Origin of the sequence: Pantoea sp. S62, assembly GCF_016658625.1 — a bacterium.
Taxonomy (GTDB): domain Bacteria; phylum Pseudomonadota; class Gammaproteobacteria; order Enterobacterales; family Enterobacteriaceae; genus Pantoea; species Pantoea vagans.
This window is the reverse complement of record NZ_JACVVI010000016.1, coordinates 97,006-123,816: the sequence shown is the minus strand read 5'-3', so window position 1 is coordinate 123,816 and position 26,811 is coordinate 97,006. Positions and strand designations below refer to the sequence as shown.

Below are 26,811 nucleotides of genomic sequence, written 5' to 3'. Positions count from 1 at the left end.
GGCGACGGTAATCGGCAGGCTGCCGGTGGCCGCCGTGCCTGCTGCGTTAGTAACGCTGACGTCAATGGTGGTGGTGCCTGCAGCAAGTCCTGCCAGCGCCGCAGCCGGGATCGTAACGCTCCAGCTACCGTCCGCACCCACGGTGGCGTTATAGGTCTGGCCGCCCAGCGTGACGGTAACAATCTGACCTGCTTCAACATTGCTGGTAGTGCCGCTCAGTACCTGATCGGTAGTTTTTTCCGCGTTATCCAGTACATCATCGCCAGCGAATGCATTCAGAGTGATGGCAGGCGTCCCTGGCGTAACCGGTGTACCGGGATCGGTGCCGCCATCGTTGCCGCCGCCATTCCCTCCACCTCCGCCTCCACCACGACCTACACCCACGGCCAGTCCGGCTAAGCCGAGCACACCCAGACCACCCGCGGTGATCACGCCCATTGAGGTGTTGGTGTTATCCGCCAGCAGTAGCGGCTCTACGCTGTCGAGTGACTCATAAGTGGGCGTAACCGAACTTGAGGCGAGTTCAGCGCCCTCGGCAGTCTGGGGAAAGAGCGCATGTTCCGGTGGATTAACCCCATCATCGAACACCAGTTCGCTGTGCTGGCCTTCGGCGTCATCGAGGAAGAATTTCTGATAGCGTACCGTGCTGCCGTCACGCATTTTCAGCACGAGATCGTTACCCTGGCGATCGAACTGCGTCACCATGTCGCGCGTGCCGCTGATGCGCACAACGCTGGGCTCGGTGAGGTTAATGGATTGTGACGAACCGCCAGCGGTCTGTGAGAGGAGTGTGCCGTTTTCGCGCGAGATAATGTCTACACGGCCTTGCGTGAGTTCTGCCATTTGTAACCTCTATTCCACCAGATTAGCTAATATACTGAATCCATAAACATAAAGTTATTTTATGCTTAAGGCCTTCACACATAGTTTCACCTTCTGAATCACAGAAGGCGTCTCAACCTGGTGTATGTAGAGATGGCAAAGCAAAGCTGCACCACGCATCCCTGGCGAAGCGGAAGGTGGCAGTATTATTGTTAGATTTAGTTGTACAGACTGACGCAAGACGTAACGGTTCTGACAAAGTAATTTTTAGCGTAACCCTGGTAAAAATCAATTTCAATGTACAGATTTCATTATGATTTAATTTTTATTACATTAGACATAGCTGAAATTCAATTTTCGGAAAATTCACTTTGCCCTTGTTTTTTCATGTCAATTTATTGCTGACTGTTTCCATAAATGATGCAAATTGGTAAAAAAACCACCCTTTCAAAAACCTGAGGCCGGAAAAATAAATTTGTTAATTATGCGATTCAGCCATCATTTATGGCTGGTCCTGTTCCGCCTTTTGGGTGGCAACTTGTTGAAAATCAGCATTGAAATTTGAGTTAAGTCATGCCGTGTGTGTGGTGGTCATACCAGGAAAGTTCTGGAAAAAATTCGCGGCGCAGCAAAAGTCGGTAAACTCCCGGTTTTGCCATTTAAACGATGTTGCTGCACCACTTTAATAAGAGGCGCAACGGCCACTGAACTCACGGCCAGTGCTACACTTTTCCGCTTTACCCTTGATGAATCTGACCTATGACTGCACTGGACGCTGCACAACAACATAAGTATCAGAGCCGCCTGAACTGGGGCACACGCACCATCTTTCTGATTAATGGTTTAGGGATGTCAGCCTGGGCACCGCTGGTGCCGTTTGCCCGCGATCGTCTGCAGCTCAGCGGCGCCTCATTGGGCGCATTACTGCTTTGCCTGGGAATTGGCTCGCTGGCCGCGATGCCGGTGACCGGCACGCTGGTGGCACGGTTTGGCTGCCGTCGGGTCATGGGCTTCTCCACGCTGTTAGTGCTGCTTATGATGCCGCTGCTGGCCACCGCTGACTCTCATCTGGTGATGGCAGCGGCGCTGATGCTGTTTGGTGCCGGGCTCGGCATGCTGGATGTGGCGATGAATTATCAGGCGGTGCAGGTTGAGCAGGCTGCCGATAAACCGATGATGTCCGGCTTTCATGGCTTCTTCAGCCTGGGCGGGATTCTGGGAGCGGGTACGGTGAGCCTGTTGCTGAGCCGCGCGTTTACGCCGCTGCACGCGACCCTGGTAGTGATGGCCGTGATGCTGTTACTGCTGCTGTGGCGACTGCCGGTGTTAATGAATCAGCGCCTGCATCAGCCCGATCAGCCCTGGCTAGTGATCCCACGCGGCTGGGTCGCATTTCTTGGCCTGCTCTGCTTTATCCTGTTCCTGGCGGAAGGGGCGGTGCTGGACTGGGGCGCACTGCTGTTGCTGCAGAATCCGGCGATGTCACCCGCTTATGCGGGTCTGGGCTATGCGGTCTTTTCGGTTGCGATGACGCTGGGCCGTTTTAGCGGCGATAAGATCATCCAGCGTTTTGGCCGCTATCCGGTGATGCTGACGGGCGCACTGACTGCCGCAGCGGGTATGACGCTGGCCGTCTGGCTGCCGTGGCCGGAGATCGCCCTGCTGGCATTTCTGCTGGTGGGCTTTGGTTTGTCCAATACGGTGCCGATGTTGTTCAATGCTGCCGGGAATCAACAGGATATGCCTGCGAACCTGGCGATTTCTGCCATGACAACGCTGGGATATGCGGGTATTCTCTCAGGTCCGGCTTTAATCGGATTCATTTCGCAATGGATCAGCCTCAGCGGCGCATTTTTAATGATCGCGCTGTTGCTGTTAGCGGTAGCCGCCAGTGCGCGAAAAGTTGCGCGATAATTCAGGTACCTGACACGCTATGTTGTATAAGTTTCCACTGACCTCCGGCAATGTCACCCGCTTTTTTGTGGTTTTCAATCTGGTGCTGCTGCTGGCGCTGGGCTTTATGGTGCATAACTCGGTCAATGCCTGGCTGACCGGCAAACGCTATGCCATGGACGATCTGGCGCGTGACGTGCAGAAGCGCATCGACGCCTACCGCTTTGCCACCTGGCAAATCTATGAAAATCTCTCTACCAGTGCAGCAGGCGCCACACCCGGCAGCAATCTGCAGGAGACGCGGCTGCGTCCTGACGTCTATTACCTGGAAAAAACCCGCCGTAAAACCGAAGCGCTGATTTTCGGCTCACACGACAGCAGCACGCTGGATATGACCATGCGGATGTCGAACTATCTCGACACGCTGTGGGGCGCAGAAAATCCCACCTGGTCGATGTATTTTTTAAATGGTCAGGACAACAGCCTGATTATGATCTCGACCCTGCCGCTGAAAGATATGGCGACGCGCTATAAAGAGAGCGCTATCAGCGCAATGGTGGATAGCCGCCGCGCGGAGATGCTGCAACAGGCTAATGCGCTGGATGAACGCGAGAGCTTCTCGCCGCTGCGCCACCTCGCCTTCCAGAACGACCACTATTTCACGCTGCGCACCACTTTTAATCAGCCGGGCCATCTGGCCACGGTGGTCGCCTTTGATCTGCCGGTTAACGATATTGTTCCGCAGAACATGCCGCTGGAAAACTTCCAGCTGCGTCAGGACAGCTCAATGCCTGCCACGACAGCCGATCAGCAGGAGGTGGAAAACACCCGCATCACGCTGGTTAATCCCAATATTGAGATTACGGCCACCCTGCCCAGCACGTCGCTGCAGCTGGTCTATCAGGTGCCGATTACCCGCCTGATTATCGACAGCCTGCACAACCTGCTCTGGCCGCTGCTGATCAACCTGCTGCTATTCCTGCTGTCGCTGGCGGGTATCGTGCTGCTGCGCCAGCAATCGCTGCGTCCCAGCGAGAATCAGAGCGCTGAACTCGACTCGCTACGGGTACTGAATGAGGAGATTGTCGCCAGCCTGCCGGTCGGCCTGCTGGTGTATGACTTTGCCAGCAACCGCACCCTGCTGAGCAATAAGATTGCTGAACATCTTTTGCCTCACCTCAATCTGCAGAAGATTATTAATATGTCCGACCAGCATCAGGGCGTGCTGCAGGCCACTATCAATAACGAAGTGTATGAAATTCGCCACGCCCGCAGCGTGCTGTCGCCACATACCCAGCTGTTTATGATGCGTGACCAGGATCGTGAGCTGCTGGTGAACAAGAAACTGCAGAAAGCACAGCAGGTGCTGGACCGCAACCATCAGATGCGTCAGCAACTGCTGCACAATCTGGGACATGCGCTGAATCAGCCACTGGAGAAGATGGTGACGCAGCTGGTGCAGCTCAGCCAGCGTGACGCCGATGAGACTGTGCTGGACCTGCTCGATGAGAGCCAGGGGCTGGCGCGACTGGTGGATGATATCGTGCTGCTGAACCGGCTTGAGGCGCATGACTGGTCACCGGATGCCACCGTCTTTAACCTGCAGGAGCTGCTGGACGAAATCGCACTGGAAAGCCTGCCGCTGATGCGTCGCAAAGGGCTGTCGCTGGTGGTGAATAATCATCTGGCGAATGACGAGACGCGCTTTGGCGACCGTCGCGCCCTGCGCAAAGTGCTGACCACGCTGATGCACTATGCTCTGACCACCACCCGCTGGGGAAAAATCACTCTGGAAGTTAAGGCTGCGGACAAACAGGCCGATAGAGTGATCATCGAACTGGTGGACACCGGTGCGGGCCTGACGGTGGATGAGCTGGCGAATGTCGACTTCCCGTTCCTGGGCGATACCAGTCAGGATCGCTACGGACAGGCTTCCGGCATGGCGTTCTTCCTGTGTAAGCAGCTCTGCAAGCAGATGGGTGGCAGCCTCGATATCGTGGCAAAAGCGGATATCGGCACGCGCTATAACATGCAGCTGCCGCTGGTGCTGGAGCAGAAGCACGAAGAAGAAGAGGAAAAGATTCTGGATGGTGTGACCGCGCTGGTGGAGATCACCGTGGAGGACGTGCATAAAATCGTCTGCCGCCATCTGGAGAACTGGGGCGCACGGTGTCTGACACCCGATGAGCGCATTTCCGGTCAGGATCACGATGTGCTGGTGACCGACGATCCCTCAAAGCTTAGCGGCTGGGCACTGCTGCTGGCGGAAGATGAACTGGGTCATCATGCACTGAACGACCAGCAGTATCGGGTCAATTTCAATCTCAGTAATGCGATGCTGGATGCCTTACTGGCCCTGATTGAGAAGCAACTGTCGCATGATGTGATGGATAATGACATGGAAGACGACACGGCCACGCCATTGATGAGCGGCGGCTATTTCCAGCTGTTTACGGAGACAGTACCGGTTGATGTGAAGAGACTGTATACTGAGTCGGCGGAAAAGGACTACGCCTCGCTTGCTCAGACAGCGCATCGCCTAAAGGGCGTGTTTGCCATGCTCAATCTGACTCCCGGCAAACAGCTTTGTGAAGAGTTAGAACACCACATTAAAGCGTGTGACGATTCAAACATTACAAATACCACCAGTGATATTGACGCTTACGTCAATCAACTGCTGCAGCAAGGTAACCAATAAGATGAATAACTTAAACGTAATTATTGCCGATGACCATCCAATTGTCCTTTTCGGTATCCGAAAGTCTCTGGAACAAATTGAATGGGTCAACGTTGTAGGTGAGTTCGAAGACTCAACAGCACTGATCAATAATCTGTCCAAGCTTGATGCTAACGTCCTGATCACCGACCTCTCAATGCCAGGTGAGAAGTATGGCGATGGCATTACGCTGATTAAATACATTAAACGCCACTATCCGGATCTGTCGATTATTGTTCTGACCATGAACAACAACCCGGCGATTCTGAGTTCTGTGCTTGATCTCGATATCGAAGGGATTGTCCTGAAACAGGGCGCGCCTACCGATCTGCCGAAAGCACTGGCTGCACTGCAGAAAGGCAAGAAATATACGCCGGAAAGCGTTGCGAAACTGCTGGAGAAGATCAGCGCAGGTGGTTATGGCGACAAGCGTCTGTCACCAAAAGAGAGCGAAGTACTGCGTCTGTTCGCTGAAGGTTTCCTGGTAACGGAAATCGCCAAGAAACTAAACCGCAGTATCAAAACGATCAGTAGCCAGAAGAAATCAGCGATGATGAAACTGGGCGTGGATAATGATATCGCGCTGCTGAACTACCTGTCGTCTGTCAGCCAGACTCAGGTCGAAAGAGACTAAGTTACGTCTGAGGCGGTGCAGCCTGCACCGCCTTACCTCTGCCCTATCCTGCTTTATCCTGCCCTATCCTATCCGCGTTTTGCGCACCCGATCAGCATAGATGGCCAGCGTCACTTTCAACACATCCAGCGTCACCGGTTTTGACAGGCAGTTATCCATGCCCGCATCCATACAACGCTGTTTCTCTTCCGCCAGCGCATTCGCCGTCACGCCGACAACCGGGAAGAGATGGCCCAGCTGACGCAACCGCTGCGTCAGTCGATAACCATCCATGTTTGGCATGTTCACATCAGTCAGCACGATGTCGATTTCATTACGACTCAGCACGTTAAGCGCATCAACGCCATCCTGCGCGGTTTTCACCTGATAGCCCAGCGTGCCAAGCTGTTCCGACAGCAGCATGCGGTTAATCGGATGGTCATCGACAATCAGCACCATGATGTCATCGTTATGCACTTTCTCTTCGACCGGCGCGGCTAGCAGCAACGCATCCGCCGCATCGTGGCCCAGCGAAATACGGTAGATGCGCGCCAGCAGCGCCGGCACCTCGTGCAGCGTGGCTGTTGAGTGGATCCAGCGTCCCGGCTGACGTTCACGCGGCATATCCACATGCGAGCCATCGAAGGTGATCAGCGCCCGCAGCGGTAAGTCGATTTCCAGGTCGTAATCAGTCATCACCACATCGTCGTGACCCGGCTTACCATTATATTCCGCGACCTCAATGCCCTGCTGCTGAATCTGGCGGGTAATAAACTCCGCAAGATAGTCGTTACGCATCGCCAGCCAGACTTTGTTCTCTTTCAAATCCTCGAGCAGCATCAGTGACGGCTTCTGCCCTTTGTAGATCGGAATACGGACGATGAACTGGCTACCCATGCCTGGCTCTGAGTCAACTTCAATGTCACCGTCCATCATATTGATCAGCTTTTCACAGATCGCCAGTCCCAGCCCGGTGCCCTGGAAATTACGCTGCACGCCACTGCCTACCTGGAAGAAAGGATCAAACAGACGTGGCAGCTCTTTCGCCGGGATGCCGACGCCGGTATCACGGACGCGGAAGGCCAGATAGCCTTCGGCAACCCAGGCGTGGAGGATAATACAGCCGGTGTGCGTGAACTTAATCGCGTTATTCAGCAGGTTCGAGATCACCTGCTGCAGGCGCAGCGGATCGCCATCCAGCACCTGCGGCACATCATGTTCGATAAAGCAGTAGAGCGTCAGCCGCTTCTTCACCACCAGCGACAGATAGTTACCGACGATGTGGGTGACGATTTCGCGCGGTGCAAAAGGACGCGGCTCAATTTTCAGCTGCTCGGACTCAATTTTCGAGAAATCGAGAATATCGCTGATGATCTTCAGCAGCAGGCTGGAGGAGTTGTTCATCGCCGTCACCAGCGAGTCGATGCCGCTGGGCAGCTCTTTGGTCTGTAACAGGTCGAGATTACCGATAATGCCATACAGCGGCGTGCGCAGCTCGTGACTGACGGTAGCCAGGAACATCGATTTAGACTGGCTGGCCTGCTCTGCCGCGTGGGCCATCTCCTGCAGAGACTGCTCCATTCGTACGCGCGCCGAAACATCGACCAGCACGCAAATCGCCACGTTCTCATTACGATAGCGCGAATGCACAAAGCTGATCTGCAGGTTAGTATTACTGCCGGTCAGCACATCGACAAAGTTGACCTGCTGCCCGCCAATAATCTCATTCAGTCTCAGACGATCTTCCTGCGTCAGCAACGTCAGATAGTTGTGCGCCAGCTCGTTACTCAGAATATTGGTGCCGTCGCTGGTACGTAAGATACAGATCCCGACCGGCGCAGAGGCCACAATCTTACGGTTAAACTGCTCATGCTCTTCCAGCCGGTGCGCATTCTCCTCCGCCGGCAGGAACATCCGTCGCTCAAACACCCATGCGAGAGTAAACAGGATCACGGCGCTGAAAATATTAAGCAGCAGCGCATTGATAATCATCAGCTTAAGCTGATCCACCATGACGTCGGTGGGTATCGACCACACCACGTTAAGATCGGACGGCGGCAGCGGTTTCTTCAGCACCAGCTGACGATACCCATTCAGATAACCAAACCAGGTTTTATCATCCGGCAGATTATCAAGCGAGAAGCCCAGCCCGCCGCGCCGCGAGTTAAGCAGTGGACGGTAATTTTCGTCGGTAATAGACGCAATAATCGGCAGGCTGCCCGGCTGAATAAACTCATCCAGCCGGATGTTCTGCTCAACACCCAGCAGCGCCTGTAACTTATTGGCGACATAAACCGGCACTACCATATAGAAGGTGCCGACGCCGGGCTGCGCACTGCTATTGATCCAGTACATCGGATTGCGGCGATCTTCTTCGCTGCTATTGCGATAGCGCAGTACATTCTCACGCAGCGATTTCAGGCTGCGTTCCCGATCGGCATTACTGCTGCCAATGGTAAAGTCCGCCAGACACTGACTCTCGCCACCGATAAAGAACACCCGATTAAGCTCATATGACGAGGCGAAGTTGCTCTTCCAGTAATTGATGTAGTAGCTGAGGGAATCGAGCGAGTTGCGCCAGGTATTGCTCATTGAAGTACAGTCGCCATCCGAAAAGAGTGGCGTAAACTGCGGCTGCGTAGTTTTGCCCGGCATCATGCCGGTCAGCACATCCAGACCACTGCTGGCGTTGGTCAGGCGGTTCTCGGTGATATATTTCAGCTCACGCATCATGTCCGCCGAATGGCGCACATACCACTGAATCGTGCCGTAGTTGCTGGCGAACTCCTGCCGGACCTGCGTCTCTTTATTGTGCAGCACGCTGATGATGTAAAACGCCGTCAGAACAGCGCCCAGCGTCCAGATTAGCAGCGCCAGCGCGCGGAAAAGATAGCGCGAGATGCGAAGCGTAGTGCGGAAAGAGACAGGATATTTCAAAGGTAACTCGCAGTTGGCAAGGTTAGTCGCATCATCGATTTTTAATGCCCATACACTAGCTTTATCAGGCGAAAAAAGCCAGCCAGCCGCAGGCTTAGCGGAAGGTTTGGGAATCTTTTAAGATAGCGAAAGCAGCCAGCTATCAGTGAACAGGAAGGCTTGCGTACAGGCTTGCCCGTAAGAACTCAAAGCGACACCGTCATTCCAACGAGAAAGGCTGGCTATGCCCGAAGAGCAAAGCGTCCACGCCACGGATGGCGTGGCCGATCCGCAGGGATGCGGGAATCCTTTGCGATCGGGCATAGCGGGTCTTTCGTCGGCTCCCGACTCACAGCCACCCACACCCGACCTCAAAAAAAAACGGCAGGCCGGGTTTCCCCTGACCTGCCGTTTCTGCAACGAACCTCAGCTTACATCAGACAAATTACTCTTCGTCTTCTGCTGCGTCGTCTTCGTCTACTGCATCTGCTTCCGGTGCAATCTCTTCATCGTCGATCTCAGCTTCCGGCGCAATATCATCTTCGCCTTCCGCCACGCTGCCGTCGATTGAATCCAGCTCTTCCTCTTCAACCGGCTCGGCAACACGCTGCAGTCCGACGACGTTCTCATCCTCAGCGGTACGAATCAGAATCACACCCTGGGTATTACGACCCACGACGCTCACTTCTGACACGCGGGTACGCACCAGCGTACCGGCATCGGTGATCATCATAATCTGATCGCCATCGACAACCTGAACCGCGCCAATCACCGGACCATTACGCTCGGTCACTTTGATTGAGATAACACCCTGCGTCGCACGCGACTTCGTCGGGTATTCGCTGTTGGCCGTACGCTTACCGTAACCATTCTGCGTCACGGTCATAATGGCACCTTCTTCACGCGGCACAATCAGCGACACCACACGATCGCCTTCAGCCAGCCTGATGCCGCGCACGCCAGAAGCGGTACGACCCATGGCACGAACTGCGGACTCTGCAAAGCGAACCACTTTACCGGCTGCGGAGAACAACATCGCTTCATCGTTGCCATTAGTCAGCGCCACGCCGATCAGCTCATCGTCATCACGCAGATTCACGGCAATAATACCGGCGCTGCGTGGACGGCTGAACTCTTTAAGCGCCGTCTTCTTCACGGTACCCAGCGCGGTCGCCATAAAGATATTGAAGCCTTCGGTATACTCACGTACCGGCAGAATCGCCGTAATACGCTCGTTGGCTTCCAGCGGCAGCAGGTTGACGATTGGACGTCCACGCGCGCCACGACTTGCTTCTGGCAGCTGATAAACCTTCATCCAGTACAGACGGCCACGGCTTGAGAAGCAAAGAATCGTGTCATGAGTATTGGCCACCAGCAGACGATCAATGAAGTCCTCTTCTTTGATACGCGCGGCTGACTTGCCTTTACCACCACGACGCTGCGCTTCATAGTCGCTAAGCGGCTGATACTTCACATAGCCCTGATGCGACAAGGTCACGACAACATCTTCCTGATTAATCAGGTCTTCGATATTAATATCAGCGGTGTTTGCGGTGATCTCGGTACGACGATCGTCACCAAACTGATCGCGCATCAGCTCAAGCTCTTCGCGGATCACTTCCATCAGACGCTCGGCGCTTGACAGAATGTGCAGCAACTCAGCGATCTGCTCCAGCAGCGCCTTATACTCATCCAGCAGCTTCTCGTGCTCAAGGCCGGTCAGTTTCTGCAGACGCAGATCCAGAATCGCCTGAGCCTGCTGCTCGGTCAGATAGTACTGCCCGTCACGGATGCCGTACTGCGGATCCAGCCACTCAGGACGCGCGGCGTCATCACCGGCACGCTCCAGCATCGCTGACACGTTACCGAGATCCCACGCCTGGGCAATCAGACCCGCTTTCGCTTCTGCCGGGTTTGGCGCACGACGAATCAGCTCGATGATCGGATCGATATTCGCCAGTGCAATCGCCAGACCTTCCAGGATATGCGCGCGGTCACGGGCCTTGCGCAGTTCAAAGATGGTACGACGCGTTACGACTTCACGACGATGGCGAACGAAGGCGTCCAGAATATCCTTCAGCGCCATAATCTTCGGCTGGCCCTGATGCAGCGCCACCATATTGATACCAAACGAGGTCTGCAGCTGGGTCAGTGAATAGAGATTATTCAGGACCACCTCACCGACCGCATCACGCTTGATCTCAATCACGATGCGCATGCCGTCTTTATCAGACTCATCGCGCAGTGCGCTGATGCCTTCGACACGCTTCTCTTTCACCAGCTCCGCAATCTTCTCAATCAGGCGGGCTTTGTTCACCTGATACGGCAGCTCATGAATGATAATGGTCTCGCGGCCCGTTTTCGCATCGGCTTCCACTTCGCCACGCGCGCGAATGTAAATCTTGCCGCGTCCGGTGCGGTACGCTTCTTCGATGCCACGGCGACCATTGATAATGGCGGCGGTCGGGAAATCAGGCCCCGGAATGTGCTCCATCAGCGCTTCAATGCTGATGTTCTCATCTTCAATGTACGCCAGGCAGCCGTTGATCACTTCACGCAGGTTGTGCGGTGGAATGTTGGTTGCCATACCCACGGCGATACCGGACGAACCGTTCACCAGCAGGTTAGGGATTTTGGTTGGCAGAACTTCAGGGATCTGCTCAGTGCCGTCATAGTTCGGTACGAAATCGACGGTCTCTTTTTCCAGGTCAGCTAACAGGTCGTGGGCGATTTTCGACATGCGAATTTCGGTATAACGCATCGCTGCAGCGGAGTCGCCGTCGATGGAACCGAAGTTGCCTTGTCCGTCCACCAGCATGTAACGCAGGGAGAAAGGCTGGGCCATACGTACAATGGTATCGTAAACGGCAGAATCACCATGCGGGTGATATTTACCGATAACGTCACCGACGACGCGGGCAGATTTTTTATAGGGTTTGTTCCAGTCGTTACCCAGTACGCTCATCGCATAGAGTACGCGACGATGAACCGGCTTCAGGCCATCACGCACATCGGGTAAAGCTCGGCCAACGATGACCGACATGGCGTAACCGAGGTAAGAATTTTTTAATTCTTCTTCGATATTGACCGGTGTAATTTCTCTCGCAAGGTCGCTCATGGAGCCGCTATCCCTCTACTTAATCCCGGATTTTAAAGGTGCGAAAGTATATCACACTGCAATGCCCGGGTGAACGTTAACCACCGATATCGCCCGCTTTTCCTTACGCCTGAAAGGTGTGCCATCCGCGGTTAAGCGTTTATACTGTGGGCACATTTTGTCAGGAGTTACGATTCAATGAATGCACAACCGCAGAATCATCAGCAGAACGTCGATGCGCAGGAAATTGCCAAGTTTGAGGCGGTGGCCTCGCGCTGGTGGGATCTGGAGGGTGAATTTAAACCGCTGCACCGCATCAACCCGCTGCGCCTGGGCTATATCGCGCAGCACAGCAACGGTTTGTTTGGTAAAACCGTGCTCGACGTGGGATGCGGCGGCGGCATTTTAGCGGAGAGCATGGCGCGTGAAGGCGCAGTGGTGACGGGCCTGGATATGGGCGCTGAACCGCTGGCCGTGGCACGCCTGCATGCCCTTGAGAGCGGCGTGACGCTGGACTACGTACAGCAGACCGTTGAAGAGCATGCCGAACAGCACACCGGAAAATATGATGTGGTGACCTGCATGGAGATGCTGGAGCATGTGCCGGATCCGCGCTCGGTGATTCACGCCTGTGCGAAACTGGTCAAACCCGGCGGCGAAGTCTTTTTCTCTACGCTGAACCGCAACCCTAAAGCCTGGCTGCTGGCGATCTTTGGCGCAGAATATGTGCTCCGCATGCTGCCACGCGGTACGCATGACGTGAAGAAATTCATCCGCCCTTCCGAACTGCTGGGCTGGGTCGATGAAACGACGCTACGTGAACGTAATATCATCGGCCTGCACTACAATCCTGTGACCAACCGCTTCAAACTGGCCCCGGGTACTGATGTCAATTATATGGTGCACACGCATCGCGCGGTATAAGTGAAAATACCCGCCTGAACGCAGGCGGGTATAAATAATGTCTGAGTCGAATTAACAGAAAATTTAAAATTATTCGCTGATTCAACATCACAATTTTCGCATTGCGTTACACCTCACCTTAAATATATGTAAGCGCTTCATACCAGCTATCTGCCTGATAACATTTATCGGAACATCAAGATAACAACCCTTACCAAAAAAGAATAAATTTCATTTTCACCACCTATTGATAATTAAATTTAAACCTCACAATTCAATTGAAAATAAACTGAGGTGACGGTTTAAAATCCAGTAATTTCAATATATAAAATAAAAAATCTCATCAGTGAAAACTGCCAGCATCATTAATGATCAGATAAAGATCTGCAAAATAAAAATACCTCAACGCGGACCAAAGCAGTGAATTAATAACACTGTGACAGGCTTCAAAAAACCTATCCTGCAATTTAAATATACTAGAATGGTAGGATTGCAAATCGTTTCTGCCTGCAAAAGATTAACCTCAACTTTTAAGGATAACTATGACGCCCTTTTTATCACTCTTTTGCGTATTAGCAGGTATCGCAATATTAGTCGTGCTCAATCTTAAATATAAATTTCACAACGTATTTTCTCTGCTGATTGCAGGCATGTTCGTTGCCATCATGGTTGGTATCCCGGCAGATAAAATAGTCGGCGTCGTCCAGCAGGGTATCGGCAGTATCATGGGCCACCTGGCGCTAATCATTATATTCGGTGCGATTATTGGGAAGTTCATGACCGAATCAGGCGCCAGCCAGCAGATAGCGGATACCGTCATCCGCCATTGTGGCACCCGCTTCCTGTCCACCGGACTGATGTTTATCGGCGTTATATTCGGTATTGCGATGTTTTACGAGGTGGCCTTCCTGATTGCAATGCCGCTGGTGATGAACATCGCTAAAAAAGCGGATATCCCCTACATGAAACTGGTCATCCCTACGGTGGTCGGTGCAACAATGGGACACAGCCTGTTTCCACCGCAGCCAGGACCGGTTGCTCTGATCAGCGCATTCAACGCAGATATCGTGCAGGTCTATCTTTACGGCGTCATGGTGATTATCCCTGCGCTGTTTTGTGCAGGCGTTTTACTGCCCCGCTTCCTGCCAGGAATCAGCCGTATGCCGCTGAACTCCATGATCAAACCAATCAAAGAGCTGGCTCCTGCAGATCTCCCTTCTTTCAGAATCAGTATCCTGATCCCACTGATCCCTGCGGTGCTGATGATCCTGGCTTCGGTCATCAAGCCGCTGGCTGGTGAGGTATCTGAACTGACACGCGTCGTTAAGCTGCTGGGCAGTGCGGAAGTCAGCATGCTGTTCGCTACGCTGGCTGCGATGTGGTTTCTGGGTGTTAAGCGGGGAATGACCTCCGAAGGCATCACGCATAACGTCACCAACTCAATTTCACAGATTTCCAACGTGCTGTTCGTCATCAGTGCCGGGGGTATCCTCAAGCAGGTGATCATTGACTCTGATGTGGGCAACAGCATTGTCCAGCTTATGAGTCATGTGCCCTTCTCACCCTTTATTATCGCCTGGTTAATCACTGCGGTAATCCGCATTCTGACCGGCCAGGGTGCGGTGGCCGCCATTACCTCAGCGGGCATCGTGGCGCCGATGATAGAAGCCTTCCATCTTAATCCGGCGCTGATGGTGCTGGCAGTCGCCTGCGGCAGTAACACCATTACACTGATGTATGATGGCGGCTTCTTACTGTTCAAAGAGACGTTTGGAATCTCAATGAAGGACACCTTCAAAACCTGGGGGCTGCTGGAGTTGATAAACTCAGTTGTCGGTCTGGGTATGGTCATCCTGGTCAGCCAGTTCATCTAGTTTTATGCCTCTGTCGTAAAGGAGTTGCAGCAAAGGCAATCCTCATACACTCGGAACAAAGCGAGTACTCCGGATAAACAGACGAAAAGGTATTCTTTTGTCTGCCAGAGAGTTACGTCGTTATAGCAGTGAACTGTCATAAACCGCGGCAGCGGACTCCCTGCAGTTTCACATCCCGCTAGCGGCTTTTTCCCATTTTTCATCCCTTTTTCTGCTGAATCCTGAGGATTGAATAAGAAATACGCGTCCGATCAAAGTTAGAAAAAAAAGTGTGATCTGGTTGACATGTTGCCAGGCCTTACAAGGCATGGCCTAAGAATTTTCGCCAAAAATACAACCCCTCTATCCATCATTTTTTGCTCTTGTTAAGCGGCCGTAAAATACTAAAATAAGCCCCCATGTAGTTATGGTACTTCCCATCACCCCCAAGATGTAGTGTTTATCCACACATTATTCACAATGAATATGCTGTGCATAAGCCGGGATTTCTTTTAATTTTTGGATACTCACGCAAAGGTAAAAACGCGACATGAACCAGAGTCTGCTCGTTACTAAACGCGATGGCCGCCAGGAGCGCATTGACCTCGACAAAATTCACCGTGTGCTGGACTGGGCAGCTGAAGGGCTGAACAACGTCTCAGTTTCACAGGTGGAGCTGCGCTCCCACATTCAGTTCTATGATGGCATCAGAACCTCTGACATTCATGAGACCATCATCAAGGCCGCAGCAGACCTCATCTCTCGCGATGCCCCTGACTATCAGTACCTGGCTGCCCGCCTGGCGATCTTCCACCTGCGCAAAAAAGCGTATGGTCAGTTTGAGCCGCCGAAGCTTTATGACCAGGTCGTTAAGATGGTCGACATGGGCAAATACGATCGCCACCTGCTGGAAGATTACAGCCAGGAAGAGTTCGCACAGATGGACGAATTCCTCGACCACTGGCGTGACATGAACTTCTCCTACGCCGCGGTGAAGCAGCTGGAAGGCAAATATCTGGTCCAGAACCGCGTCTCGGGTGAAATCTACGAGAGCGCGCAGTTCCTCTACATTCTGGTTGCTGCCTGCCTGTTCTCTGGCTACCCGCGCGACACGCGTATGGATTACATCAAGCGTTTCTATGATGCGATCTCCACGTTTAAAATCTCGCTGCCGACGCCAATTATGTCGGGCGTGCGTACCCCGACACGTCAGTTCAGCTCCTGTGTGCTGATCGAGTGCGGCGATAGCCTGGACTCCATCAACGCCACCTCCAGTGCGATTGTGAAATATGTCTCTCAGCGTGCCGGTATCGGCATCAACGCCGGTCGTATCCGTGCGCTGGGCAGCCCGATTCGCGGTGGTGAAGCGTTCCACACCGGCTGTATCCCGTTCTATAAGCATTTCCAGACCGCAGTGAAGTCCTGTTCTCAGGGCGGCGTACGTGGCGGCGCAGCGACTCTGTTCTACCCGATGTGGCATCTGGAAATCGAAAGCCTGCTGGTGCTGAAAAACAACCGTGGCGTTGAAGGCAACCGCGTGCGTCACATGGACTACGGCGTTCAGCTTAACAAGCTGATGTATCAGCGCCTGCTGAAAGGCGAAGACATTACTCTGTTCAGTCCGTCTGACGTCCCTGGCCTCTATGACGCGTTCTTCGCCGATCAGGATGAGTTTGAGCGTCTCTACACCAAATATGAGCAGGATAAGAGCATCCGCCAGCAGCGTGTTAAAGCGGTCGATCTCTTCTCGCTCATGATGCAGGAACGTGCTTCAACTGGCCGTATCTACATTCAGAACGTCGATCACTGCAACACCCACAGCCCGTTTGATCCGCGCATCGCGCCGGTTCGCCAGTCTAACCTCTGCCTGGAAATCGCCCTGCCGACCAAACCGCTGGAAGATGTTAACGACGAAAACGGTGAGATCGCGCTTTGTACGCTTTCTGCGTTTAACCTCGGTGCCATCGAAAGCCTGGACGATCTGGAAGAGCTGGCTACCCTGGCGGTGCGTGCACTGGATGCCCTGCTCGACTATCAGGATTACCCGATTCCGGCTGCCCAGCGTGGTGCCATGGGTCGTCGTACCCTGGGTATCGGCGTCATCAACTACGCCTACTATCTGGCGAAGCACGGTGTGCGCTACTCCGATGGCAGTGCTAATGGCCTGACCCACAAAACCTTTGAAGCGATTCAGTACTACCTGTTGAAAGCGTCAAACGAGCTGGCAAAAGAGCAAGGTGCCTGCCCGTGGTTCAATGAAACCACCTATGCGCAGGGCATTCTGCCAATCGACACCTACAAGAAAGACCTGGACGCAATCAGCAACGAACCGCTGCATCTCGACTGGGAGAGTCTGCGTGAAGAGATTAAAACGCACGGCCTGCGCAACTCGACCCTGTCTGCGCTGATGCCGTCTGAGACCTCGTCGCAGATCTCCAATGCCACTAATGGCATTGAGCCGCCACGTGGCCACATCAGCATCAAAGCATCGAAAGATGGCATCCTGCGTCAGGTAGTGCCGGAGTATGAGCGTCTGAAAGATCAGTACGAGCTGCTGTGGGAAATGCCGAACAACGACGGCTACCTGCAACTGGTGGGTCTGATGCAGAAATTCATCGACCAGGCGATTTCGTCCAACACCAACTACGATCCGTCACGCTTTGCCAACGGTAAAGTGCCGATGAAACAGCTGCTGAAAGATCTGCTGACGGCGTACAAGTTCGGCGTGAAAACGCTCTACTATCAGAACACCCGTGACGGTGCGGAAGATGCGCAGGATGACCTGGCACCTTCTATCCAGGATGATGGCTGCGAAAGCGGCGCCTGTAAGATCTAATGGTCAGGCGGGAGATTCTCCCGCCTCATTCATTTCACGAGGCCTGGCTTCGTCTACTTTTGGACAACTTTTATGGCTTACTCCACTTTCTCACAGAACAAAAATGATCAGCTGAAAGAGCCGATGTTTTTCGGTCAGTCAGTCAACGTGGCGCGTTTTGACCAGCAGAAATATGACATCTTTGAAAAGCTGATCGAAAAGCAGCTCTCCTTCTTCTGGCGTCCGGAAGAGGTGGATGTCTCGCGCGACCGTATCGACTACCAGGCGCTGCCGGACCACGAAAAGCATATCTTCATCAGTAACCTGAAGTATCAGACGCTGCTGGATTCGATTCAGGGTCGCAGCCCGAACGTTGCCCTGCTGCCGCTGATCTCGATTCCTGAACTGGAAACCTGGATTGAAACCTGGGCATTCTCTGAGACGATTCACTCCCGTTCTTACACCCATATCATCCGTAACATCGTGAACGATCCCGCGGTGGTGTTTGACGATATCGTCACCAATGAGCAGATTCTGGCGCGTGCTCAGGATATCTCACGCTATTACGACGATCTGATTGAGATGACCAACTACTGGCATCAGCTGGGCGAAGGCACCCATCAGGTCAACGATAAGCAGGTTGTGGTCAGCCTGCGTGCGCTGAAGAAGCAGCTTTATATCTGTCTGATGAGCGTCAATGCGCTGGAAGCAATCCGTTTCTATGTCAGCTTCGCCTGTTCCTTCGCTTTCGCCGAGCGCGAGCTGATGGAAGGCAACGCTAAAATCATCAAGCTGATCGCCCGCGATGAAGCGCTGCACCTGACCGGCACCCAGCACATGCTGAACCTGCTGCGCAGCGGTGAAGACGATCCGGAAATGAAAGAGATTGCGGCAGAGTGCCGTGAAGAGTGCTTTGAGCTATTTAAGAAGGCGGCGCTGCAGGAGAAAGAGTGGGCAGAATATCTGTTCAGCGGCGGCTCAATGATCGGCCTGAACAAAGACATTCTCTGCCAGTACATTGAGTACATCACCAATATCCGTATGCATGCAGTTGGCCTTGATCTGCCTTTCCAGACGCGCTCTAACCCGATTCCATGGATCAACTCGTGGCTGGTGTCTGACAACGTGCAGGTTGCGCCGCAGGAAGTGGAAGTGAGCTCTTATCTGGTCGGTCAGATCGACTCTGAAGTAGGCGCTAACGACTTCGACGACTTCCAGCTTTAATCATGAGCCGTGACGTTGTTATTCTGCGCACTTCCGGCACCCGACTGGAATGCACAGACGAGCACACCAACCTGCTGACGCTGCTGGAAGCCAACAATCTCTGCGTGGAGTTTCAGTGCCGCGAAGGCTACTGTGGCTCCTGCCGGATGCGGCTGCTGAAAGGCGAAGTGCATTATCCACAGCGGCCGCTGGCCTTTGTGCAGCAGGATGAGATCCTGCCCTGCTGCTGCAAAGCTAAAGGCGAGATTGAGCTTGAGTTATAACTGAGGCGGCGTTCGTCAGATTGCTGCCCAGGTCAAATGCGGGTGAACCTGACAGCAATTGATTAGCCAGAAGCGCAGGGAACACGGTCAGAAGAGGAAAGCGTCCCACGCCATGGATGGCGTGGGTAGAGCAGGTCAGGGATGACGGGTTTTGCGTCTTTCCGATCTGACCGTGTTCCCTTCGCAGGCTCGGTCTGAAAGCCACCAAGGCTAAACTGGTCAGCATCCTGAAGTAAAACGGGCGCCTCAGGCGCCCGTTTTATTTTCACTGACATTACTGTCTGACAGTTTCAACCACATCAATCCAGCCGTGACCGGTGCTGACTTCACTGCCGTGCAACCAGCGACGCAGCATGTTCATCGCCATCATCGCCACCACCTTCTGCCGCGTTTCAAGGTTATAGCGACCGGTGCTGAACTTCACGCGCTGACCAAAACTGCCCTCTGGCGTATGCAACGCTACCGAAATCTCTTCCTGTTCAAGGCTACCAACAGAGAGTGCCAGCGCTGCCTGCTGCTGCGCGGCAAGATCGCGGGTGCGGCTCACCTGCTGCTCCAGCCCCTCCGACTTTGGTGGCAGAATGTCAGCGCCCCTCAACGGCACGCTGGCGGCCGCCAGTTGCCAATAAAGCAGACCGGCGGTGTATTGCTCGCTGACCGCCAGTTGTTCACCGCGCTGCTCCAGCTCGCGGGCCAGCAGTGCCGGCAGACCTTCGGTGCCTTCAAAAATGGTGCACTCCGCCAGCAGCAGACGCACCTGTTGCCACACCTGCTCCATCGCCACCCGCTGGCTGGCCGGGCCGGTCAGTTTGATCTCAATGATTGGCATCGATGAGCGATACCCCATCACCACCCCTTCCGGCAGGGCGAGTGGCTCCAGTTCGGCGGCTATATCACTTTCACCGCGACCAAAGGTGGTCAGCCGCAGACAAACCGGCGGTTCGGGCGGCGAGAATTTTGTTTTCAGACGCGGAATGATCTGTTGCTCCACCATCACTTTAAATTCAGACGGCACGCCAGGCGTGAAGAACATCCAGCAGCGATTGAGTTGCAGGGCAAAGCCACAGGCGGTTCCGACCGGATTATCAATCAGCTCCGCATTGGCCGGGATTTCAGCCTGCTTGCGATTGCTGGCCGCCATCACCCGTCCACGGCTGGCGAACCAGGCTTCCATCTGCTCCAGCCACTCCTGCTGCATCGCCAGTTCAACCCCACTAGCGCGGGCCGCAGCCAGCGCACTAAGATCATCACTGGTTGGCCCCAGACCGCCATTGACTATCAGCACATCGGCCTCATGACTGCGCGCCTGCAGCGTAGCGATCAGCGACTCGAGTGAATCCCCTACCGTGGTGCGACTGGTCATGGGCAAACCCTGCTGGAACAGCATATCCGCCAGCCAGGCTGCATTGGTGTCGACGATTTGGCCATGCAGCACCTCATCCCCGGTTGACAGCATCTCTACTCTAATCACGTCGGATTCTCCTTTTCACGTTTGCTTCACTGTATGAAGTCCACCCGGGAAACACAATCGGCATGACCAGCGATTGTGATTGTTGCGGCTAAGGCAGCACGTTGCGCTTAAATGTCAGAGGGTTGAGCGGGATTCAATGGCGCAGATGAGTGAATTCAGGGCAGTAAGAAGTCAACAAAAACGGCGGGATTTCCCCGCCGTTTTTCACTGCAGTTGTCTGCTACATCTGAATGAGCAGGTCGCGATTAGCGACGGGCCAGCAGCAGACCGAGCACCAGACCGGCAGTTGCGCCAATACCGACGCCCTGCCACGGTTTTTCATGCACGTAATCGTCAGCGCGGTAAGCCGCCTGTTTAGCGCGATAGTAATAGCTATCTGACGCCTGGCTGACACGGGATTTCACATCGTTCAGCGCCTGTTCGGCTTTGCTTTTGAGCTCAATGTACTTCTGATCGGCCGGATCGCCTGATGCCTTAAGCACTTCTTCCAGCGTTTCGGTCAGTAACGCAATATCGTCATCGAGGTTCGTTTCGAATTGATTTGTCTGGTTTACCATCGTTTCCTCCGTGTGAATTGCAAAGCAGTTCATTAACTATAGTCATAATCTGGCGCTCTGCTGTTTTCCTGATCCAGGAATCACCTGATTTTTCATCTGCTAAAGTTGCTCAACTCAGGCGGTGCACCGTTTCGCTGCGCAAAGAAGTGTAAGACGCCACGGCAACCGCCGAATTTCGCTTCGCTTCTTTGATTAATCTGATAAATTTTGTCGGGACTGAATTTTCCAGTAACCCTACTGTCGTACCCCTCTGTTGCCTGTGATTATCGGGCCATAAAAGTGCATTTGGCACAACAGTCACGACACCCTCGAACAGCTAAGGAATGATCTCTGGCATGAATCGAAGAATGTTTATGAAAGCGTCAATGGCCTTCTCCGCCGTCAGCGGCATGACCGGCCTGTCAACGCTGTTTGCGCAATCCGCATGGGCAGAAGATGGCATTGCTGACGGAACCGCCGTACGCTTCGATTTTGACGTACTGAAGAAAAACGCGGCCGCGCTGGCGAAAAAACCCTGGGGCGGTGCACCAGGCGCACTGCCGGAGACGCTGGCTACACTGACCCCGCAGGCGTACAACGAAATTCAGTATGACGCTAACCACTCACTGTGGAATAACCTGCCTGACCGTCAACTGGATGTGCAGTTCTTCCATGTTGGTATGGGCTTTAAGCGTCGCATCCGTATGTTCTCTGTTGACGGCGCAAGCCGCGAGGCGCGCGAAATTCATTTCCGCCCCGAGCTGTTCAACTACAACAACGCCCACGTGGATACAAAGCAGCTGGAGGGCAAAACTGACCTCGGCTTCGCCGGTTTCCGCGCCTTTAAAAAGCCGGAGCTGGCCCGTCGCGACATCGTCTCTTTCCTCGGCGCAAGCTACTTCCGTGCCGTTGACGATACCTTCCAGTACGGTCTCTCGGCGCGTGGCGTGGCGATTAACACTTTCAGCAACGGTCAGGAAGAGTTCCCGGACTTCACCGCCTTCTGGTTTGAAACGCCAAAAGCGGAAGATACCACTTTCACCTGTTACGCCCTGCTGGATGGTGCCAGCCTTACCGGTGCTTATAAGTTCATCATTCATTGCGAAGAGAAACGCGTGGTGATGGAAGTAGAAAACCACCTGTTTGCCCGTAAAGAGATCCGTCAGATCGGCATCTCGCCAATGACCAGCATGTTTAGCTGTGGCACCAACGAACGTCGCATGTGCAACACTTACCATCCACAGATTCACGATTCCGATCGTCTGGCAATGTGGACCGGTAAAGGCGAATGGATTGCCCGCCCGCTGAATAATCCGCAGCGTCTGCAGTTCAACGCCTATGAAGATGAGAATCCACGTGGATTTGGCCTGCTGCAGCTGAATCACGACTTCAAAGATTATCAGGATGTGATTGGCTGGTATGACAAACGTCCGAGCCTGTGGGTTGAGCCGGTTGGCAAGTGGGGCAAAGGCGCGATCAACCTGATGGAGATCCCAACCACGGGTGAAACGCTGGATAACATCGTCTGCTTCTGGCAACCGGCGGAACCGGTCAAAGCGGGCAGCGAGCTGAACTTCTCCTACAAACTCTACTGGAGTGGTCTGCCGCCAGTGCGAAGCGGTCTGGCACGCGTGGATGCCACCCGTACCGGTATCGGTGGCTTCCCGGAAGGCTGGGCGCCTGGCGAGCACTTCCCTGAAACCTGGTGCCGTCGCTTCGCCATCGATTTTATTGGTGGTGATCTGCAGGCTGCCGCGCCGAAAGGCATTGAGCCGGTGATTACTGTCTCATCCGGCAGCGTGAAGCAGGTTGAAATTCTGTATGTCGATCCGCTGAAGGGATACCGCATTCTGTTTGACTGGTATCCGAACAGTGATTCCACTCAGCCGGTGGAAATGCGTCTGTTCCTGCGTAGCAAGGATGAGACGCTGAGTGAAACGTGGCTTTATCAGTATTTCCCGCCTGCGCCGGATCAGCGCAAATATGTCGATGACCGTCAGATGACGGTGGGTTGATGGAAACAGGCGAGGCTCAGGCCTCGCCTTTTTTATAGCGCAGTTTTCACCATATCAATATGCGGAATGCCATCTTCCAGGTAGCTCTCCCCTGCCGCCACAAAGCCATACTGCCCGTAAAAATTTTCCAGATGTGCCTGAGCGGAGAGAAACAGATCGTGACCCGGCCAGTGCAGCTGACAACGGCTGATCGCCTTTTCCATCAGACGGCTGCCCAGCCGCGCACTACGCACCCGATCGGACACAATCACCCGTCCGATTTTTACCGGGCTGGTCTTATCTTCCGGCGAGAGAAGTCGCGCATAGGCCACCAACTGGCCATCCGCTATCCCCAGCAGATGCCGGTTTCCTGCCTGCAAATCTTTGCCATCCACATCCTGATACGCGCACTGCTGTTCCACGACGAACACGGCACTGCGCAATGCCAGTAAGTCATAAAGTTCCCGGGCGGTGAGTTCGCTATGGTGTTTATCCTGCCAGTCAATGTTCATGGTCTCTCCTTGCTAATCACAACACGCTACATCAGAACGGTGCCGCCATCCAGCATCGGCAGGGTTACCTCGTCTTAAAGGCAAAAAAAAATCAGGCCCGGAGGCCTGATTCATCAGTTGCAGATACCTGCTTACATCAGCGGCTGAGCCATCTGCACAAGTCTGATCAGCGGCTGCGGGTAAACCCCTAACAGCAGCACCAGAATGGCGGAGATCAGCACGACCACACCACCGGCGGTAAATGCCCAGTTAGCCGGGGTGTCACGGGTGTGCAGTTCCGGCGGGCTGAGGTAAAGACTGACCGTCACGCGCAGATAGTAGTAGAGGCCAATCGCGCTGCCCGCGACCACGGCACCGGTCAGCCACCACAGGTGAGCACTGACACCTGACGCGATAACGTAGAATTTACCGATAAAGCCCAGCGTCATCGGGATACCCGCCAGCGACAGCATCATCACTGTCATCACCGCTGACAGGACAGGACGATGCCAGAACAGGCCACGATAAGAGTAGAGTGAGTCGGCATCCGGGCCACGATACGGGCTGGACATCAGGCTCACCACACCAAAGGCACCCAGGCTGCTGAACAGATAACCGGCCAGATAAACACCTGAGGTTTCCAGCGACAGCTGATGATCTTTCACCGCAATCAGCGCCACCAGCAGATAACCAAGGTGGGCGATAGAGGAGTAACCCAGCAGACGCTTGATGTTGCTCTGCGAAATCGCCATCAGGTTACCGAACAGAATCGACACGAAGGCGATCATGGCCAGCACTGTACGTACCGCTTCGCTGTCGGTCACTGGTGCGTACATAAACAGACGCATGATGACACCGAAGATCGCAATCTTGCTGGCGGTGGCCAGGAAGGTTGAAACCGGTGCAGGCGCACCCTGATAAACATCGGGCGTCCAGAGGTGGAACGGAACCAGCGACAGCTTGAAGCCCAGACCGATAATCATCATGCCCAGACCCACCAGCAGCAGTGGCTCGTGGATCATGCTGTCTGTCAGGCTCTGACCCAGCGCAACGAAGCTCAGGTTACCGGAATCAGCGTAGATCAGCGCAATGCCAAACAGCAGGAACGATGAGGCCGCCGCAGAAAGAATGGTGTATTTCAGCGCCGCTTCCAGCGAGCGTTTCTGGCGGAAAGCGTAACCAATCAGACCAAACAGCGGTAGCGACAACAGCTCAATGCCGATGAACAGCGAAGCCAGATGGTTAGCACTGGCCAGCACGATGCCACCCAGCGCCGCAATCAGCACCAGCAGGTAGAACTCATCTTTGTTGTCCGGGTAACCCGCCAGCCATGGATAGGCAAAGGTACAGGTCGCCAGGCTCGCCAGCATCACCAGCGCGGTGTAAAACATCGAATAGCCATCGACGCGCAGCAGCGGCGTGACATCCATTGCCCCGACCTGACCGACAAAGTAGAGCGAGAGCAGCGCCAGGTTCAGGCCAACTACCGTTAGCGTGGCGTTAACGAAGTGGTTGCGTCGCCAGGCAATGGACAGCATCACAACCACCACCGTCAATCCGACGATTAACAGCGGTAGCAACGCAATCAATTGGTGAGGAGTTATTGTCATGGCGAATTACGGCCTTGTAGTTGAAATTGAAGCGGTAAACCACTGCTGAATATTGCTCATGGCAGCGTGCGAAGTATCCAGAATCGGCTGTGGATAGACGCCCAGCAGCACCAGCAGCACCACCAGAACACCGATGGTCATAAACTCACGCGGTGACATGCCTGGCAGCGGATCTTTCGATTTCGCTTCGCCGTAGTAAGCGCGCTGCATCATCACCAGCGAGTAGACGGAGGCGAACACCAGACCAAAGGTTGCGATGACAATAATCATCGGCACCACCTGGAAGCTGCCGGTCAGAATCATAAATTCGCCGACGAAGTTACCGGTGCCCGGCATACCGAGGTTGGCAACCGCAAAGAACAGCGACAGGCCCGGAATCCATTTGATGCGCGACCACAGGCCACCCATCTGACGCATATCACGGGTATGCAGACGCTCATACAGCTGACCACACAGAATGAAGAGTGCCGCAGCGGACAGACCGTGTGCAATCATCTGAATCACCGCACCCTGCAGCGCCAGCTGGCTGCCGGTGTAGATGGCAATCAGCACAAAGCCCATGTGCGAAATCGAGGTATAGGCAATCAGACGTTTGATATCGGTCTGCGAGAAGGCCATCCACGCACCGTAGAAGATACCGATGATGCCTAACCACATGGCGATTGGCGCAAACTCGGCTGACGCGTTCGGGAACAGCGGCAGGCTGAAACGGAGTAAGCCGTAAGCCGCGGTTTTCAGCAGGATACCCGCCAGGTCGACAGAACCGGCTGTGGGTGCCTGACTGTGTGCATCCGGCAGCCAGCCGTGCAATGGCACCACCGGCATCTTGACCGCAAAGGCGATAAAGAAGCCCAGCATCAGCAGATATTCAACACCGTTCGACATTGGCGTCTGCAGCAGCTGTTCGTAGTTGAATGTCCAGACGCCGGTCGCGTTGTAGTGGACAAACACCAGGCCCAGAATCGCAATCAGCATCACCAGACCCGAAGCCTGGGTATAGATGAAGAATTTGGTCGCGGCGGAGATACGGGTTTTACCGTCCGATGCTTTATGACCCCAGAGCGCGATGAGGAAGTACATCGGCACCAGCATCATTTCCCAGAAGAAGAAGAACAGGAAAAGGTCGATGGAGAGGAACACACCGATCACGCCGCCCAGGATCCACATCAGGTTCAGATGGAAGAAGCCCTGATACTTTGAAATCTCATTCCAGGAACAGAGCACCGCCATCAGACCCAGCAGGCCGGTCAGCACCACCATCAGCAGCGACAGGCCATCAATGGCTAAATGGAAGCTGATGCCGAAGCGTGGGATCCACGGAACGGAGAAACTTGACTGCCACTGCGGAATGCCCGCTGCCTGCGTCAGTGAATAGCCTCCCTGCAACCAGAGTTGCAGTGAAAGCGCCAACGTCAGCCCCATGGTGATCAGCGCGATCCAGCGTGGCACCTTCGCGCCAAGGCGCTCAGTAAGCCAGCAGATCAGACCGCCGACGAAGGGTATGATAATTAGCCAAGGTAATAACACGGCACACTTCCCTTTTCTTTGTCTTAGTTCGGGCTATCTTACTTGCCATTTTGCTTCCCGGCAGTGC

The 26,811-nt window shown here is 54.1% G+C and carries 17 protein-coding genes; 9 read left to right on the top strand and 8 right to left on the bottom strand.

The features are described from left to right. A partial coding sequence (locus IBT54_RS19980) for a BapA prefix-like domain-containing protein (RefSeq protein WP_201252807.1) occupies positions 1-843 on the bottom strand: 843 nt, incomplete at its 3' end. Between the two features lie 738 nt (positions 844-1,581). On the opposite strand from IBT54_RS19980, the gene IBT54_RS19975 reads away from it, so the two are divergent. Genes IBT54_RS19975 through rcsB form a run of 3 tightly spaced genes read left to right on the top strand, consistent with a single transcriptional unit; the run spans position 1,582 to position 6,065 of the window. Next, on the top strand, positions 1,582-2,736 hold the full coding sequence (locus IBT54_RS19975; RefSeq protein WP_095706860.1) for an MFS transporter: 1,155 nt from the start codon (positions 1,582-1,584) through the stop codon (positions 2,734-2,736). Positions 2,737-2,755: 19 nt separating this feature from the next. Continuing rightward, a complete protein-coding gene (gene rcsD / locus IBT54_RS19970) occupies positions 2,756-5,413 on the top strand; it encodes a phosphotransferase RcsD (protein ID WP_013358558.1) in 2,658 nt (885 codons plus the stop codon). Position 5,414: 1 nt separating this feature from the next. Then, positions 5,415-6,065: a response regulator transcription factor RcsB gene (gene rcsB / locus IBT54_RS19965; RefSeq protein ID WP_009089068.1), complete on the top strand. Its 651-nt coding sequence runs from the start codon at positions 5,415-5,417 to the stop codon at positions 6,063-6,065. 63 nt (positions 6,066-6,128) lie between these two features. On the opposite strand, the gene rcsC is transcribed toward rcsB, so the two are convergent. Next, positions 6,129-8,981 (bottom strand): two-component system sensor histidine kinase RcsC, encoded by a 2,853-nt coding sequence (gene rcsC / locus IBT54_RS19960; RefSeq protein ID WP_013358559.1) that lies wholly within the window; start codon positions 8,979-8,981, stop codon positions 6,129-6,131. A 424-nt stretch (positions 8,982-9,405) separates the two neighbouring features. Next, positions 9,406-12,078 carry a DNA topoisomerase (ATP-hydrolyzing) subunit A gene (gene gyrA / locus IBT54_RS19955; protein ID WP_201252806.1) on the bottom strand — a complete coding sequence of 891 codons (2,673 nt, stop codon included), beginning with the start codon at positions 12,076-12,078 and terminating at the stop codon, positions 9,406-9,408. Positions 12,079-12,255: 177 nt separating this feature from the next. On the opposite strand from gyrA, the gene ubiG reads away from it, so the two are divergent. The 5 genes from ubiG (at position 12,256) to yfaE (ending at position 19,115) form a co-directional block, all read left to right on the top strand. Then, entirely contained in the window at positions 12,256-12,981 is a 726-nt protein-coding gene (ubiG, locus tag IBT54_RS19950) for a bifunctional 2-polyprenyl-6-hydroxyphenol methylase/3-demethylubiquinol 3-O-methyltransferase UbiG (RefSeq protein WP_201252805.1), read from the top strand. A 521-nt stretch (positions 12,982-13,502) separates the two neighbouring features. After that, the gene (locus IBT54_RS19945) at positions 13,503-14,834 is read left to right on the top strand and encodes a gluconate:H+ symporter (RefSeq protein WP_201252804.1); all 1,332 of its coding nucleotides are present in this window, start codon (positions 13,503-13,505) and stop codon (positions 14,832-14,834) included. A 529-nt stretch (positions 14,835-15,363) separates the two neighbouring features. Continuing rightward, positions 15,364-17,649, top strand: a complete 2,286-nt coding sequence (nrdA, locus tag IBT54_RS19940) for a class 1a ribonucleoside-diphosphate reductase subunit alpha (RefSeq protein WP_013358562.1) — start codon at positions 15,364-15,366, stop codon at positions 17,647-17,649. Between the two features lie 72 nt (positions 17,650-17,721). Beyond that, positions 17,722-18,852 carry a class Ia ribonucleoside-diphosphate reductase subunit beta gene (gene nrdB / locus IBT54_RS19935; RefSeq protein ID WP_201252803.1) on the top strand — a complete coding sequence of 377 codons (1,131 nt, stop codon included), beginning with the start codon at positions 17,722-17,724 and terminating at the stop codon, positions 18,850-18,852. A 2-nt stretch (positions 18,853-18,854) separates the two neighbouring features. Further along, positions 18,855-19,115 (top strand): class I ribonucleotide reductase maintenance protein YfaE, encoded by a 261-nt coding sequence (gene yfaE / locus IBT54_RS19930; RefSeq protein ID WP_013358564.1) that lies wholly within the window; start codon positions 18,855-18,857, stop codon positions 19,113-19,115. Between the two features lie 274 nt (positions 19,116-19,389). Here the strand turns inward: yfaE and IBT54_RS19925 are convergent, their stop codons facing one another. After that, positions 19,390-20,586 carry a nicotinamide mononucleotide deamidase-related protein YfaY gene (locus IBT54_RS19925; RefSeq protein WP_201252802.1) on the bottom strand — a complete coding sequence of 399 codons (1,197 nt, stop codon included), beginning with the start codon at positions 20,584-20,586 and terminating at the stop codon, positions 19,390-19,392. 245 nt (positions 20,587-20,831) lie between these two features. After that, positions 20,832-21,143 carry a stress response protein ElaB gene (gene elaB, locus IBT54_RS19920; RefSeq protein ID WP_013358566.1) on the bottom strand — a complete coding sequence of 104 codons (312 nt, stop codon included), beginning with the start codon at positions 21,141-21,143 and terminating at the stop codon, positions 20,832-20,834. A gap of 335 nt (positions 21,144-21,478) precedes the next feature. Between elaB and IBT54_RS19915 the strand changes: the two genes are divergently transcribed. Then, the gene (locus IBT54_RS19915; RefSeq protein ID WP_013358567.1) at positions 21,479-23,137 is read left to right on the top strand and encodes a glucan biosynthesis protein D; all 1,659 of its coding nucleotides are present in this window, start codon (positions 21,479-21,481) and stop codon (positions 23,135-23,137) included. 32 nt (positions 23,138-23,169) lie between these two features. On the opposite strand, the gene IBT54_RS19910 is transcribed toward IBT54_RS19915, so the two are convergent. From IBT54_RS19910 to nuoM, 3 genes are all read right to left on the bottom strand, one after another. Continuing rightward, a complete protein-coding gene (locus tag IBT54_RS19910; RefSeq protein WP_201252801.1) occupies positions 23,170-23,628 on the bottom strand; it encodes a GNAT family N-acetyltransferase in 459 nt (152 codons plus the stop codon). 131 nt (positions 23,629-23,759) lie between these two features. Next, entirely contained in the window at positions 23,760-25,217 is a 1,458-nt protein-coding gene (gene nuoN, locus IBT54_RS19905) for an NADH-quinone oxidoreductase subunit NuoN (RefSeq protein WP_013358569.1), read from the bottom strand. A 6-nt stretch (positions 25,218-25,223) separates the two neighbouring features. Next, entirely contained in the window at positions 25,224-26,744 is a 1,521-nt protein-coding gene (gene nuoM / locus IBT54_RS19900; protein WP_201252800.1) for an NADH-quinone oxidoreductase subunit M, read from the bottom strand. Positions 26,745-26,811: the final 67 nt, after the last annotated feature.